The 14,706-nt window shown below is 70.2% G+C and carries 13 protein-coding genes and 1 pseudogene; 7 read left to right on the top strand and 7 right to left on the bottom strand.

Annotated elements, in window-relative coordinates:
* Positions 1-6: 6 nt before the first annotated feature.
* Both BUS84_RS33130 and BUS84_RS33135 read right to left on the bottom strand, forming a co-directional pair.
* Positions 7-1,269, bottom strand: a complete 1,263-nt coding sequence (locus BUS84_RS33130; protein WP_244298801.1) for a glycoside hydrolase family 16 protein — start codon at positions 1,267-1,269, stop codon at positions 7-9.
* A gap of 184 nt (positions 1,270-1,453) precedes the next feature.
* Positions 1,454-2,032: a type 1 glutamine amidotransferase domain-containing protein gene (locus tag BUS84_RS33135; protein WP_074318310.1), complete on the bottom strand. Its 579-nt coding sequence runs from the start codon at positions 2,030-2,032 to the stop codon at positions 1,454-1,456.
* Positions 2,033-2,332: 300 nt separating this feature from the next.
* Here BUS84_RS33135 and BUS84_RS33140 point away from each other — a divergent pair, with 300 nt between their 5' ends.
* Positions 2,333-2,731, top strand: a complete 399-nt coding sequence (locus BUS84_RS33140) for a hypothetical protein (protein WP_074319290.1) — start codon at positions 2,333-2,335, stop codon at positions 2,729-2,731.
* A 44-nt stretch (positions 2,732-2,775) separates the two neighbouring features.
* Here the strand turns inward: BUS84_RS33140 and BUS84_RS33145 are convergent, their stop codons facing one another.
* The 3 genes from BUS84_RS33145 to BUS84_RS33155 all read right to left on the bottom strand — a co-directional run bounded on the left by BUS84_RS33145 (position 2,776) and on the right by BUS84_RS33155 (position 6,630).
* Entirely contained in the window at positions 2,776-4,254 is a 1,479-nt protein-coding gene (locus BUS84_RS33145; RefSeq protein WP_084757693.1) for an aminotransferase class V-fold PLP-dependent enzyme, read from the bottom strand.
* Positions 4,244-5,920, bottom strand: a complete 1,677-nt coding sequence (locus BUS84_RS33150; RefSeq protein WP_074318311.1) for an ABC transporter ATP-binding protein/permease — start codon at positions 5,918-5,920, stop codon at positions 4,244-4,246. Before BUS84_RS33150 ends, BUS84_RS33145 begins: the two co-directional genes overlap by 11 nt.
* Positions 5,921-6,009: 89 nt before the next feature.
* On the bottom strand, positions 6,010-6,630 hold the full coding sequence (locus tag BUS84_RS33155) for a TetR/AcrR family transcriptional regulator (protein WP_074318312.1): 621 nt from the start codon (positions 6,628-6,630) through the stop codon (positions 6,010-6,012).
* A 114-nt stretch (positions 6,631-6,744) separates the two neighbouring features.
* On the opposite strand from BUS84_RS33155, the gene BUS84_RS33160 reads away from it, so the two are divergent.
* The 3 genes from BUS84_RS33160 (at position 6,745) to BUS84_RS33170 (ending at position 9,049) form a co-directional block, all read left to right on the top strand.
* Positions 6,745-7,461, top strand: coding sequence for an SDR family NAD(P)-dependent oxidoreductase (locus tag BUS84_RS33160; RefSeq protein WP_074319292.1), 717 nt, complete (start codon positions 6,745-6,747; stop codon positions 7,459-7,461).
* Between the two features lie 32 nt (positions 7,462-7,493).
* A complete protein-coding gene (locus BUS84_RS33165; protein ID WP_074318313.1) occupies positions 7,494-7,733 on the top strand; it encodes a tautomerase family protein in 240 nt (79 codons plus the stop codon).
* 140 nt (positions 7,734-7,873) lie between these two features.
* Positions 7,874-9,049, top strand: a complete 1,176-nt coding sequence (locus BUS84_RS33170; RefSeq protein ID WP_074318314.1) for a glutathione-independent formaldehyde dehydrogenase — start codon at positions 7,874-7,876, stop codon at positions 9,047-9,049.
* 30 nt (positions 9,050-9,079) lie between these two features.
* On the opposite strand, the gene BUS84_RS33175 is transcribed toward BUS84_RS33170, so the two are convergent.
* A complete protein-coding gene (locus tag BUS84_RS33175; RefSeq protein WP_074318315.1) occupies positions 9,080-9,502 on the bottom strand; it encodes an acyl-CoA thioesterase in 423 nt (140 codons plus the stop codon).
* 173 nt (positions 9,503-9,675) lie between these two features.
* Between BUS84_RS33175 and BUS84_RS40985 the strand changes: the two are divergent.
* Positions 9,676-10,953, top strand: a pseudogene (locus BUS84_RS40985) (M50 family metallopeptidase).
* A 6-nt stretch (positions 10,954-10,959) separates the two neighbouring features.
* On the opposite strand, the gene BUS84_RS33185 reads toward BUS84_RS40985, so the two are convergent.
* On the bottom strand, positions 10,960-11,340 hold the full coding sequence (locus tag BUS84_RS33185; RefSeq protein ID WP_074318316.1) for a hypothetical protein: 381 nt from the start codon (positions 11,338-11,340) through the stop codon (positions 10,960-10,962).
* A 518-nt stretch (positions 11,341-11,858) separates the two neighbouring features.
* Between BUS84_RS33185 and mmsA the strand changes: the two genes are divergently transcribed.
* Together mmsA and mmsB are read left to right on the top strand one after the other, a co-directional pair.
* Positions 11,859-13,406: a multiple monosaccharide ABC transporter ATP-binding protein gene (gene mmsA / locus BUS84_RS33190; protein ID WP_074318317.1), complete on the top strand. Its 1,548-nt coding sequence runs from the start codon at positions 11,859-11,861 to the stop codon at positions 13,404-13,406.
* Complete coding sequence (gene mmsB, locus BUS84_RS33195) at positions 13,403-14,701, top strand: multiple monosaccharide ABC transporter permease (protein WP_074318318.1); 1,299 nt, start codon at positions 13,403-13,405, stop codon at positions 14,699-14,701. The genes mmsA and mmsB overlap by 4 nt, the downstream gene beginning before the upstream one ends.
* Positions 14,702-14,706 lie beyond the last annotated feature (5 nt).

A 14,706-nucleotide genomic window follows, 5' to 3' on the forward strand; every position in this document is an offset into this window, starting at 1 on the left:
GCGTCCTCAGAAGCGGGACCACTTCTGATTGGCGGCGCCGATGCAGTCCCACAGGTGCAGCTTGCCGCCGTTGGCGGGGTTGGCGTCCCGGACGTCCACGCACCGGTTGGCGCTGACGTTCACCAAGTCGCCGGCGGCGTTGAGGGTGAAGCGTTGGGCGGGATTGCCGTTGCAGGAGACCAGGTTGACCTCGGTGCCGTTGGCGGTGCCGGCCCAGGCGGGGTCCATGCACTTGCCCATCGCCCGGACGGTCCCGTCGGAGGCGAACGTCCAGGCCTGCGCCGCGGTGGTGTTGCAGTCCCAGATCTGCAGCTTGGCGCCCTCGACCGGGTTGGCGTTGGGGATGTCGATGCAGCGCCCGCTCTGCGCGCCCCGGATCCGGCTGGTGCCGGGGGCCGGGTCGCCACCGCCGCCGGAGGTGTAGCCGGACACCCGGATGTAGTCGACGAGCATCTGCTGCGGGAACTGCGTGGAGCCGTCCGGGTAGCCGGGCCAGTTACCGCCGACCGCCACGTTGAGGATCATGAAGAAGGGGTGGTCGAACACCCAGCGGTTGCCGCCCAGCCGGGCGGGGTCGACCCGGTGGTACTGCACCCCGTCCAGGTACCAGGTGATCACGTTCGGCTCCCAGTCCACCCGGTAGGTGTGGAAGCCGTCGGCGAGTGGCCCGCCGAGGGTGCGGCTGCCGGTGATGCCCCCGCCGCCTGAGTACCCGGGCCCGTGCACGGTGCCGTAGACGGTGTTTGGCTCCCTGCCGATGTTCTCCATGATGTCGATCTCACCGACGTTGGGCCACCCGCCGCTGCCCGTGCCGAGCATCCAGAACGCCGGCCAGATGCCCTGACCGCGCGGGATCTTGATGCGAGCCTCGAACCGGCCGTACGTCTGCGTGAAGGTGGCCGCGGTCAGCAGCCGCGCCGAGGTGTACTCGCAGCGCCCGTAGTGGCACTGGTAGTTGGCGGGGTTGTCCCGGCGGGCGGTGATGACGAGGTTGCCCTGGCCGTCGTGGACGGCGTTGCTGGTGCTGTTGGTGTAGTACTGCCGCTCGTTGTTGCCCCAGCCACCGCCGCCGATGTCGAAGCGCCATTTGCTCTGGTCGACGGCCGCGCCGGCCGGTGCGTTGAACTCGTCCTGCCAGGTGATCGGGCCGATGGCGGCCTCGGCCCGGTCGGGGTGGGCTGGGAGGACGAGCGCCGCGGTGGTGGCCATGAGCGCGACCGCAGCGAGGACGAAGGGTCGGAAACGGGGGGCGGGACGGGCTTTGAACACGGGGGGCTCCTCAGCGTGGGGGTGGCGGAGGCTGTGCACCGGAGAGCGCTCTCTATAACGAAGCATGTCGATGTCCCGACCTTTTTGTCAAGAGTGTTTCCAATGCGACGACAGTCCGTTACCACCTGATGGTGGGGCGCACGCCTCTCCAGACCGGTCGCGCGGCCCGGCCTTGAGCGGAGGGTCAGGCGGTCGCCGGGCGGGTCTGTCGGCCCTTCGCGAACTCCGCCACCATCGTGGCGCAGAACGCTGGCAGGTCCTTCGGGCTGCGGCTGGTGACCAGGCCGTTGTCGACCTGGACCTCCTTGTCCACCCAGGTCCCGCCGGCATTCTGGATGTCGGTACGCAGGCTGGGAAACGAGGTGACCGTCCGACCGGCGACCATCCCGGTCTCGACCAGCGACCACGGACCGTGGCAGATCGCGGCCACGGGCTTGCTCTGCTCGAAGAACGCCCGGACGAAGGCCATCGCTCCCGGGTTCATCCGCAGCCGGTCCGGGTTGACCGTCCCACCGGGAAGCACCAGAGCGTCGTAGTCGCCCGGATCGGCCTGATCGACCGTCCGGTCCACCGGAAAACGGTTCGCCGGGTTGAGGTCGTGGTGCATCGACTGGATCTCCTCAGGGCGTAGCGAGATCAGGTGGACCCGGGCGCCCGCCTCCTCGGCTGCGGCGCGGGGCTGGGTGTACTCGACGTCTTCGACCCCGTCCGCTGCCAGGAACGCGATCCGCCTGCCGACCAGTTGCTGCTGTCGGGTGGCCATCCTGCGGCTCCTCTCGCGGCGCCGTCTCTTTCGACGGCGCCTGGCGTCGCGCGGCGCGTTCCCGGTGTGGACACGGGCAAACGAGCCCTCCGGCGACGCGATGGGCGGCCGCGCGCCTGCTGACCATGGTCGATGTGGCCGGCCGCCGCGGGTCCGACGGCACATTCCTCCGATCGGGGCCGAATCGATTCTTCCTATTGCCGTGGGGCGTCCATGGGGGTCAGGATGACGAGGCTCGCCGGAAACATCCCCGTAACCTGCGCGCTGCTGGTCTCTGTCACGAGGAAGTGGGAGTCAGTCATGAGCGACGTGTCGACGGCGCTGGGTGTGCGCCTCTACCCGGACCTGGTCGAGCGGGGTGGTCTGGCCCCCGCGCTCATCGAGATCGCTGCCCGGCACGAGCTCGACCTCGGCCGGGTCACCGCCCCCGAGCAGGGGCGTAGCCGGTTCACCTGCGCCGAGCTGCACTCCGATCAGGGCGTGGTCTGCGTCGGGCTGGGCTCCCAGGCCCGATACTTCATGATCGACCTTCGGGTCTCGGGAGAGGTCCAGGCGCGAGGCGACGCCATGGATCTCGTCCAGGTCGCCCAGCTGGCCTCGGCCTGGCGCGCCGGGCTGACGCTCGCCGAGCTCACCGCCCGGTTCCCCTTCATGGAGGAGACGAAGCGTCATCCCGCGCGGGTGGCACAGGTCGGCTGACGCGCCTCCCGCAGCAGCGCCCGCGATCGTGCGGGCGGCGGCGGTCAGCAGCGCAGCCGAGGTGGCAACGGTGACTCGCTGCTGGCCTCACGGTCCAGGTAGGTCGCCTCGACGAAGGCGAGGAAGCGTTCCGCGTCGGTCGCGTTGGAGGCCAGACCGAACGAGACGCGCACCGCGCCGCCGGTCGGTAGCCGCAGCGCACCGAGGTACTGGTCGATCGTGTCGACCCGCGCGAGCAGCCGCCGGCGCAGCGAACCCCGGCTGATCCCGAACGCGCCCTCGCCCGCACCCGGGTTGCAGAAGCAGCCGGTGCGCAGGGAGAAGCCGGCCGCCGCGGCCTCCCTCGCGACGAGCCGCTCGTCGACCAGGGTGCCGTCCGGGTGGCGGAGGTTGAACGTCACGGTGCCGCCCCGGTCCTCGCCCGTCGCCGGCCCGTACACCTGGACCAGTGGCCGGCCGGCGCGGTGCCGCAGCGTGGTCAGCCGGGCCAGTAGCCATCCGGTGAGCAGGCTGACCCGGGTGTGCACGAGGTCCACGCCGATCGCGTCGAGCCAGCGCAGCCCGAACTCCACGTCCGGGATGCTCAGGAAGTTGAGGGTTCCGTCCTCGAACGCCGACTCGTCGTCCATCGACCGGTGCCAGTCGCCCTGCACGCTGACCGCCCGGATCGTGCCGCCGGCGAACCACGGCCGGCGCAGCCGGGCCAGCGCGTCGCGGCGGGCCAGCAGCGCGCCGACGCCGGTGGGGTAGCCGAAGAGCTTGTACCAGCTCAGGCAGACGAACTCGGGTTGGACGACGCGGAGATCCAACCGGTTCGTCGGGGCGTACGCGGCGGCGTCGAGCAGCACGTCGTACCCGTGCCGGTGGGCCAGCTCCACCCAGCTCAGCGGGTGGTGCACGCCGGAGAAGTTGCTCTGCGCCGGATACGCGAACAGGCCCCGACCACCGGGCCGGCCCCACCGCCGGCCGGGGCCGCCACGGCCGGCGTCCAGCACGTCGACCAGGTCCGCCTCGGCGACCCGCAGCTGCGGGCCGGTCAGCGGTACGTAGCGCGTCGGCGCGTCGGCTGCCCGCGCGTACTCGCGGATGCCGTTGACCGAGTTGTGGTTGTCCCAGGTCAGCACGAACGGTGCGGCCCGGCCGAAGTCGTACGCCTCGCCGACCAGCCGGCAGGCGCCGCTGGCGTTCGGGGTGAAGACGACCGCGTACTCGGCCGGGTCCGCGCGGAAGAAGTCGAGCACCGCTCGCCGGGCCGACTCCACCAGGGAACCGGCCGCTTCCGAGGTCGGGTTCTCCGAGTGCGGATTGCTGTAGAGGCCGGCCAGCAGCCGGTCGTGGTGGGCTCGCACCTGGGCCTGTGCGGCCACCCCGGATCCGGCGTAGTCCAGGTAGACGTGGCCGTGCCGGTCGAGGTGCCGGTATTCGGTGGCGCGCAGTTCGTCGATCCGGGTGGTGCCGGCGTACCCCGGCAGAGCCGCCGGCGAGGTGCCGGCGGCGGCGCGGGGTGCCAGCTCAGGAGGCACGGCGGGACTCCCGACGGACCAGCACCACCCAGGTCGCGCCGAGGAAGAGCACCACGAAACCGCCGAGCACCAGCCAGTTCACCCACACCGGACGGGAGAAGCTGTCGCCGTACGTGGCGAGCAGGGGCGGACCGAGAGGGGAAGCGCCGTTGCGCCAGAGCCGCTCCACTCCGGCCGTGTGTCCCAGGCCCTCGAACGCCCACCGGTTCGACATCGCGTAGCTGAGCCACTGGCCGCCGGCCGCCATGGCCGGCACCGGCAGGATCGCGCCGACGAACAGCACCTGCGGGAAGCAGAGCATCGGCAGCATGAGGGTCGCCTGGGCGGCGTCGGAGACGGCCGCCGAGCACAGCAGGCCGAGGGTGAGCGCGGCCGCCGAGGAGAGCAGCAGCGTCGTGTACAGGGCGGCGAAGCCGGCGCCGTCGACCGGCGGGAGCCGATCGATGCCGCGCAGCACACCGAGCAGGGCGAGGTCCACCAGGGCCAGCAGCGGCAGCAGCACCGCCACCTTCGCCACCAGGTACGGCACCAGCCGGACACCCGCCAGCCGCTCCCGGCGCAGGATCGGCAGCTCGGTGCAGATCTGGAGCAGGCCATAGGTCAGCCCGAAGAAGAAGCCCCCGAACGCGATCCAGAACAGGATCATCACGGTCACGTTCGGGATCGGATGCGCCGGGTCGAACGCCCCGGGCCGGAACAGCAGCGCGAACATGCCGAGCACCATCAGCGGCGACCCGAGCAGGATCGCCAGGGTGAGTCGGTTTCGGGCGACGATCTCCGCGTTGCGGGCGGCGAGGACGCCCAACTGGCGCAGTCGGCCGACCTGCCGGTGTCCCGCGGCGCCCGGGTCGACCGGACGGGCCGCCGGGCCGGCGTCGCGGTGCGCGGCGAAGCGGTCGGGCAGCGCCGCCGGGTCCGTCTCTTCGGCGAGCCGCAGATACACCTCGGCGAGGGACCGTAGGCCGAAGAACTCCCGGGCCTCAGCCGGCGTGCCGGCGAACGCCAACCGGCCGTGGCGGGTCAGCACCACGACCCGGTCGCAGCGGTCCACGTCGGTGATCTGGTGGGTGGTGAGCACGACCGTGGTCCCCGCGTCGGCGAGCGTGCGCAGCACCCGGAGCAGGTCCACGGCGATCGCCGGGTCCAGCCCGGAGGTGGGCTCGTCCAGGAAGAACACACCCGGCCGGGTGAGCAGCTCGACGGCGATGCTGGCGCGCTTGCGCTCACCGCCGCTGAGCCGGCCCACCGGGACGGCGCCCCGATCGGTCAGCCCCAACCCGGAGAGCACCTCGGCGACCCGCTCGGTCACCTCGACCGGACCGGTCCCCGGTGGCAGGCGCAGCCGGGCCGCGTACCGCAGCGTGCGTTCCAGGGGCAGCTCCCGGTGGATGATGTCGTCCTGCGGGACGTAGCCGAGCGCACCCTCGCCGGTGGCGCCGTCGTACGACACGGTGCCCGCCGCCGGTCGCCGAATCCCGGCGAGCGTCTCCAGCAGGGTGGTCTTGCCAGCGCCGCTGGCGCCGATGATGGCGACCACCTCGCCCGGCTGGATGGCCAACGAGATGTCGTCCAGGATCCGGCGCCCGTCCCGGACGCTCTGGCCCAGACCACTGGCCGTGATGCCGACGCCCGCGCGCGGGGGAGACGTCGTCTGCTCGGTCGTCATGTGGAGTGTGCTCGATCCGGTCGGGAGTGGCCTGAATATCGTGCATCGCCGATGCTACGTCCGGGCACCCACTCCACGATGCCGACCACTCAGTCGGTCGTGGTGCGCGCTTCCGCCGGCACCTGGAGGAGGTCCAGGCAGTTGCGCCACAGCGTCTCCAACTGGGCCGGATCGTTGAGCAGCTTCGCGAGCAGGACCCGCCCCTCGATCTGGGCCACAATGGACCGGGCGGCCTCCCGCGTGTCGACCGACGGGCCGGCGAGTCCGCTCTCCTTCGCCTCGACCACCACCAGCTCGATGAGGTCGATCTGGGCCTCGAAGATCTCCTGGAGCCGGCGGCGGATCTCCTCGGCCTGGTTGCTGAGTTCGAGGGCGAGGTTGCCGAACAGGCAGCCGGCGACCACGCCGGCCTTCTGCTGGCCGGTGCGCTGGACCTCCTCGGTGGCCTCGAAGAGGTCCCGTAGCCGCCGCAGCGGGTCGCGCCCGCTGCCGAGCAACTGCTCCCACTGGCGGCGCTGGCTCGCCCAGTGCTCGTCGATGACGGTGCGGGCGAGCGCCTGCTTGGACTCGAAGAAGTAGTAGAAGCTGCCCTTCGGCACGCCCGCCGTCGCGCAGATCGCCGCCACGCCCAGGGCCGAGTAGCCGCGCTGCTCGATCAGCACCGCGGCCGCGTCGAGGATCTTGTTTCGTGCGTCACTGGTCCGTCCCATGCTTCGACGATACCCGACCGGTCGGCTAGCGTGTAGTCGACCAGTCGTCTAGTGGTCATTGCGGTCGGGCCGAACCGGTCCGGCCCCCCTCCGGCCAGTCAGGAAGTGGTTCCCGTGAACACCAGTCAGGGACAGAAGGTCGTCGTGATCACCGGTGCGTCACAGGGCATCGGCGCCGACCTCGTGACCGCCTACCGCAAACTCGGGTACGGCGTCGTCGCGACCTCGCGCTCGATCGGCCCCGTCGACGACCCGAAGGTCGTCACCGTTCGCGGCGACATCGCCGAGGCGGACACGGCGGACCGGGTGGTCCGTGCCGCCCTGGACCGTTTCGGGCGTATCGACACCCTGGTGAACAACGCCGGCGTCTTCGTCGCCAAGCCGTTCACCGACTACACAGACGAGGAGTTCGACCTGGTGACGGGGATCAACCTCGCCGGGTTCTTCCACCTCACCCGGCGCGTCCTGCCACACCTGCTGGCCACCGGCGCCGGGCACATCGTGACCATCACGACCAGCTTCGTCGACCAGCCCAGCTCGCACGTCCCGTCGGTGCTCGCCTCGTTGACCAAGGGTGGTCTCAGCTCCGCGACCAAGTCGCTGGCCATCGAGTACGCGGCTCGCGGAGTCCGGGTCAACGCCGTCGCGCCCGGCATCATCAAGACCCCGATGCACCCGGTCGAGACGCACCAGACACTCGCCGGCCTGCACCCGGTCGGCCGGATGGGCGAGACCAGCGACGTGGTCGACGCCGTCGTCTACCTCGAGTCCGCGCCCTTCGTCACCGGCGAGATCCTGCACGTCGACGGCGGCCAGAACGCCGGTCACTGACGCCCAACCCCATCCCCGAAGAGGAGCAGACGATGCCGATCGTCACCATCCAGATCACCCGTGAGGGCAACACGCCGGGCACGTCCGCGGCGACCGCCGAGGAGAAGGCCGCGCTCATCAAGGGCGTTAGCGAGCTGCTGCGCGACGTCCTGAACAAGCCGTTGACGTCGACCTTCGTGGTGATCGACGAGGTCGAGACCGAGAACTGGGGTCGCGGTGGCCTCCCGGTCGACCAGTTCCGACAGCAGCAGAGCGGGGCCGTACCCGAGTAGCGGCCCACCGGCACCGGCCCTCGAACATCGCCGCGCCGGGGACGTCGGCACGCCGACGAACCCGGCGCGGGTCGTGCCCGGTGGCATGAACGCCGCGGCCGCGGGAAGAACGTCGTCCGCCGCCGGAGTGGGGAGTCGGGATGAGAGCCGTCGTCTACGCGGACGTCCGGACCGTCGCGGTGCGGGAGGTGCCGGACGCGACGCTGGAGGCGGAGACCGACGCGCTCGTGCGGATCACCTCCACCGCCCTGTGCGGCACCGACCTGCACATGTACGACGGGCGGACCGGAGCCGAACCCGGCCTGGTGTTCGGCCACGAACCGCTGGGCGTGGTCGAGCAGGTGGGCAGCGCCGTGCAGACGGTCCGTCCCGGCACCCGCGTGGTGATCCCCACACACCTGTTCTGCGGAACCTGCGTGATGTGTGCCCGGGGGCTCTCGGCGGCCTGCCTGCGCGCCCGCGCCGAGGGGCCGGGCGCCGCGTACGGCTACGCCGGGATGGGCCCGTACCGGGGCGCCCAGGCCGACCTGCTGCGCGTGCCGTGGGCCGACGCGAACTGCGTACCCGTGCCAGGGGAGCCGGGTGACGGGTACGAGGACGACTTCGTGCTGCTCGCCGACGCGTTCGTCACCGGGTGGCACGCCGCCGCGACCCTCGCGGGGGTCGAGCCCGGCGACACGGTGGCCGTGTTCGGCGCCGGCACCATCGGCCTGCTCACCGCCTACTCGGCGCTGATCCGGGGTGCCAGGGTGGTGTACTGCGTGGACGGTGTGGACGCCCGGCTGGACAAGGCCGGTGAGATCGGCGCGGTGCCGGTCGACTTTCGCCGGGGCGACCCGGTCGAGCAGATCCGCGCGGACCGGGCCCGGACGGGGCTGCCGCTGGGCGAGGAGAAGCTGGGCGGGATCGACAAGGTGGTCGACGCGGTCGGGTTCCAGGCCCGCGACCGCGAACGCCCCGAGCAGGAGCGCCCCGACCAGGTCATCGCGGACGCGGCCCGGCTGGTCAACCCGGCCGGAGCGATCGCGGTCGCCGGCGTGTACCCGGAGAAGGACCTGCATCCGCGCCCCGGCGCGAGTGCCAGCGAGGAACTGGTCGCACCGTGGGGGACGCTGTTCAGCAAGGGTGTCTCGGTCCGGTTCGGCCGTACCCACGACCGCCGCTACACCGTGCTGCTGCGAGACCTGGTCGTCTCCGGCCGGGCCCGGCCCAGCGTGATCGTCACCCACCACGGCACCCTCGCCGACGCGCCCGAGCTGTACCGCAGCTTCGACCGCCGGGAGAACGGGGTGATCAAGGCGGTGCTGCGTCCCTGAGCGCCGGCCCGCTCCGGCCTGCCGGCCGCGTCAGAGGTTGAGTGGTGCCGGGTCGGTGGCCAACTCCCGGAACCGTCCGCGCGGGTCGGGCACCAGCCGCCGGGCCGACAGATCCAGCAGTCCGCCCACCCCGGTCAGCCGCGCCACCGGGGTCCCGTCCGGGAGGGTGTAGTCCTGTTCGATGTGGAAGGCCCGGCCCTCGCCCCAGCGGAACTCGCAGGAGACGTCCACCTCGTCACCGCCGCGCAGCTCCCGCAGGTACTTGAGGGTCACCTCCATGGCGACCGGTCCCACACCGGCGGCGAGAAGCCGGTCCTGCGCGATGCCGGCCGCGCGCAGGCACTCCCACCGGGCGTGCTCGCCGTACTGGAGGTAGACGGCCTGGTTCAGGTGGCCCTGGGTGTCCAGCTCGTAGCCACGAACGGTGATGCGTACCCGGAACGGATCTCCCATGGGCCCGAGGGTAGCGGGGCGCCAGGGCCAGGTCGGCACGCGTGGCGTCGATGGGCCACATCCACGCCGACGAGTCCCTAGGATGGCCGCAGAGCCATCCGCGCCAGCCCTGGGCCTGACCGACGACCGGGCCGGTGCGACAGTGCGGAGCGACGGGAGGCGGGCGCCGGGACATGACGTACGTGCTGGGTGTGGTGCTCTTCGCCATCGGCATCCTGATCTCCGTCGCCCTGCACGAGGCCGGGCACATGGGCACCGCCCAGATGTTCGGCATGAAGGTGACCCGGTTCTTCATCGGCTTCGGCCCGACGCTGTGGTCGTTCGGCGGCGGGAGACGGAGTACGGCATCAAGGCCATTCCGGCCGGCGCCTTCGTCAAGATCGTCGGGATGACCCAGCAGGACGACGATGTCGACCCGAAGGACGAGCCACGGGCGATGTGGCGGTATCCGGTGTGGAAGCGCACCGTCGTGATGTCCGCCGGTTCGATGACGCACTTCGCCCTCGGTGTGCTGATCCTCTGGGGCCTCTTCGCGTTCGTGCCCGTGCAGGACGTGGCGAAGTTGCAGTCCGAGCCGGTCCGGGTCGGGTCCACCTCGCCGTGCGTGCAGGCGAGGTGGAGCGTCGACCCGGCCACGAAGCGCGAGCGGGAGTGCCGGCCCGGGGTGGACCCGCCCAGCGCCGCGGCCCAGCTCGGGCTGCGGCGCGGGGACGTCATCACCGCGATCGAGGGCCGACCGCTGCGCGGTTGGGACGCCATGTCGGCAGCGGTACGGGCGGCCGGCGGCCGACAGGTCGAGGTGGCCTTCGTCCGGGACGGGCAGCCCCGGACGGCGGCGGTCACCCCTGCCGCTGGCCGAACGGGTCCGGCTCGACGTGGTTCGCGATCCGACCCGGACCATCGAGGACATCACCCCGGCCGACCTTGAGCAGGTGGGCGTCCTCGGGGTCACCCCGATCGTCCCGACCAGCACCGCCGGCCCGGTCGCCGCGGTGGGCCGGGCGGCCGACCAGACCGGCCTGATGTTCTCCAACACCCTGCACGCACTGCAGCGGGTGCCGGAGAAGATCCCCGCGCTCTGGGCGGCCGTGACCGGCGGGGAACGGGACGCGGAGACGCCGATCAGCGTGGTGGGTGCCAGCCGGATCGGCGGGGAGCTGTCCGATCGGGGCGAGTGGCCCACGTTCCTTCTGCTGCTGGCCGCCTTGAACTTCTTCGTCGGGTTGTTCAACCTGCTGCCGCTGCTGCCCGTGGACGGCGGGCACATCGCGATCGCCTGGTTTGAGCGGGCCCGGTCGCTGCTCTACGCCCGGCTGGGGCGGCCGGACCCGGGTCGGGTCGACTACCTCAAGCTCATGCCGCTGACGTACGCGGTGATCCTGATCTTCGCGGGGTTCACCCTGCTGACGCTGGTGGCCGACATCATCAATCCGATCACGTTGCCCGACTGAGCGAGGTCAGGCGCGGCTCATCCGCCAGGCGCTCGTCACGCACACGGCCGCGGGCAGCAGCCCGACCAGCCAGGCCCACTCCTGGCCCCACAGAAGGTAGTAGGCGACCAGGGCGGCGACCAGTGCCACGCCGTAGGCGTTGAGGGTGGCGGCAGCCGCCCGTGCCGGCTCGGCCCCATCACGCCGGCGCACGGCCGAACTCAGCCACACCAGGGCGCCGACGAAGAAGATGACGCTGAAGCCGAGGACGGTCTGTGCCGCCGACGGCAGCCGGCCCGCGCCGGCGAAGATGGCGACCGTCAGCACCGCCAGGGCCAGGATGCCGGCGATGTACCGCGTCCGGGGGGAGTCGAGTGATTCACCGTCTGTGTCGGGCCGTGCGGTCACGCTCCGGATTCTAACGGACACGGAGGTGCGTCCGGGACCCCCGGAACTGTCGCCTGCCGGCCGGTCGGGAACTGGTCATGGTGTCCCGAGTGGCGCCGTCAGAGGTGTTGATCACATCGCGTCTCCGATCCACCGCATCGCCGCTAGGCGGGGCGTTGGAAGGTCTGCCTGATCAAGGACGTTCGATGGCGGCGAGCGCCCGTTGCGGTGCTCCACGATCCCTCAAGAATCGGGTCGTGCCTGCTGGCGGCCCTGCGGGCAGTGGCCGAGGTCGATCATGGCCTGGTCACCGGTTGGACGGGGTGCGGCGAGCGGCGGCGGGATCGCGGGTGGGGCGCTGGCGGCTGCTGTGACGTGTGAACACTGCACGACGTCGATATTGCCGGATTGTTACTTTTTCAACAGTCCCTCGCCTTGCGGATGACCCTCCCACCGCAATACGTTGCCGTCAACAACAAAACCAAGTGAAGGTCAAACCTTCCGGAGGCACCGATGACGTTGGCGAGGTGGTACGAGCGATGAGCAACGTGCCCATCCTCCTTGAGATGCGTTCCATCACCAAGGAGTTTCCCGGAGTCAAGGCCCTCTCCGACGTCAACCTGGTGGTTCGCGCCGGCGAGATCCATGCCATCGCGGGTGAGAACGGTGCGGGCAAGTCGACCCTGATGAAGGTCCTCAGCGGGGTCTACCCGTACGGCACCTACGACGGCCAGATCGTCTATCAGGGCGCGGAGGCCCGGTTCTCCGACATCCGCGCCAGCGAGAACGCCGGGATCGTGATCATCCACCAGGAACTCGCGCTCATCCCGCACATGTCGATCACCGAGAACATCTTCCTCGGCAACGAACCGCGCAAGCGGGGCGCGATCGACTGGACGGCCGCGAACCGGATGGCGCTGGACCTGATGGCCCGGGTCGGTCTCGAGGAAGACCCGGACACCCTGATCAAGGACATCGGGGTCGGCAAGCAGCAGCTGGTGGAGATCGCCAAGGCGTTCGCCAAGGACGTCAAGCTGCTCATCCTGGACGAGCCGACCGCGGCGCTGAACGAGGCCGACTCCCGGCACCTGCTGGACCTGCTGCGCGGGTTCCGGTCCAGGGGCATCACCTCGATCATGATTTCGCACAAGCTCAACGAGATCGCGGCGATCGCCAACCAGATCACGATCCTGCGCGACGGCCGGACGGTGGAGACCCTCGAGGTCACCGAGGACGGCATCGACGAGGACCGGATCGTGCGGGGCATGGTCGGCCGCGAGCTGAGCAGCCGGTTCCCGGACCACACGCCGAAGATCGGTGAAGTCTTCTTCGAGGTCCGCGACTGGAACGTCCGGCACCCGATCTCCGCCGAGCGCCAGGTCTGCAAGAACGAGAGCTTCGTGGTGCGCCGCGGCGAGATCGTCGGTTTCGCCGGCCTGATGGGCGCGGGTCGTACCGAGTTGGCGATGAGCGTCTTCGGTCGCTCCTACGGCGTGTACGAGTCGGGCACGATCATCAAGGACGGCAAGGAGATCGTGCTCAAGTCGGTGGCGGATGCGATCGCCAACGGGCTCGCGTACGTCAGTGAGGACCGCAAGGCGATCGGTCTCAACCTGCTCGACGACATCAAGGCGTCGACGGTGGCCGCCAAGCTGTCCAAGATCTCGCACCACGGTGTCCTCAACCAGGTGGAGGAGTACAAGGCGGCCGAGGCATACCGCAAGGAGTTGCGGACCAAGGCTCCGACGGTCGACGAGGGCGTCTCGAAGCTCTCCGGCGGCAACCAGCAGAAGGTGGTGCTGGCGAAGTGGATGTTCACCGACCCGGACCTGCTGATCCTCGACGAGCCGACGCGCGGCATCGACGTGGGTGCCAAGTACGAGATCTACGGCATCATCCAGCGGCTCGCCGACCAGGGGAAGGGCGTCGTCGTCATCTCCTCGGAACTGCCTGAGCTGATCGGGCTCTGCGACCGCATCTACACCGTGTTCGAAGGCGCCATCACGGGCGAGATCGCCCGCAAGGATGCGGACCCGGAGACCCTCATGAAGCAGATGACCTCTACGAAGAAGATGTTGACACGATGAGCCGATTGAAGGACCTTCAGAAGAACCTGTTTGGAGGCACCACCTCCAACGCCCGTCAGTTCGGCATGATCTTCACGTTGGTGGCGATCGTCCTGCTGTTCCAGATCCTGACCGACGGGCTGACCCTGCGATCGGACAACCTGATCGCACTCTTCCAGCAGAACTCGTACATCCTCATCCTGGCCATCGGCATGCTGATGGTGATCGTCGCCGGGCACATCGACCTGTCGGTCGGCTCGGTCGCGGCGATCGCCGGCATCCTGGTCGCGAAGTCGATGACCGAGTGGAACCTGCCCTGGCCCGTCGCCATCCTCTTCGGCCTCGCGATCGGTGCCATCATCGGCGCCTGGCAGGGCTTCTGGGTGGCCTACATCGGGGTACCGGCGTTCATCGTCACCCTGGCCGGCATGCTGCTCTTCCGCGGCGGCAACCAGTTCATCGGTAACGCCAACACCATCCCGGTGCCCGAGGGCTTCCGGGAGATCGGCTCGGGGTTCCTGCCCGAGTTCGGGCCGAACACCGGCTACAACAACGCCACGCTGCTGCTCGGCCTGGCTGCGGCGGTGGCCCTGGTGTGGCGGGAGCTGCGGCTGCGCCAGACCCGCCGGGCGATGGACGCGGACCCCGCGCCGATGTGGATCTCGATCCTGCGCATGGCCGTCATGGTCGGCGTGATCGCCTTCGCCGCGCTGCGCTTCGCCAGTGGTCGCGTCGGCACCAGTTTCCCGATCTCCGGCATCATCCTGGTGGCGCTGGTCATCGCCTACTCCTTCTACACCCGCAACACGGCCGGCGGCCGGCACATCTACGCGGTGGGCGGCAACGCCCGGGCCGCGGAGCTGTCCGGTGTGAAGCTCAAGCGGGTCAACTTCTTCGTCATGATGAACATGTCCGTCCTGGCCGCCCTGGCCGGCATGATCTTCGTGGCCCGCTCGGCGGCCTCCGGACCGCAGGACGGTAACGGCTGGGAACTGGACGCGATCGCCGCTGTCTTCATCGGTGGCGCGGCCGTCTCCGGCGGTATCGGAACCATCAGCGGCTCCATCGTTGGTGGTCTCGTCATGGCCGTGCTCAACAACGGCCTGCAACTGATGGGCGTCGGCACCGACCGCGTCCAGATCATCAAGGGCCTGGTCCTGCTGCTGGCCGTCGCGATCGACGTCTACAACAAGAGCCAGGGGCGCTTCTCCATCATCGGAAGTCTGATGCGACCGTTCCGTCGCGAGGACGCCGCCCCACCCGCCTCACCGCCGGACGCGGAGCGCGAGCCCGCCAAGGCTGCGGTGTCCGGCTGACGGTC

The sequence above is a fragment of the Micromonospora cremea genome, from assembly GCF_900143515.1.
Taxonomy (GTDB): Bacteria; Actinomycetota; Actinomycetes; order Mycobacteriales; family Micromonosporaceae; genus Micromonospora; species Micromonospora cremea.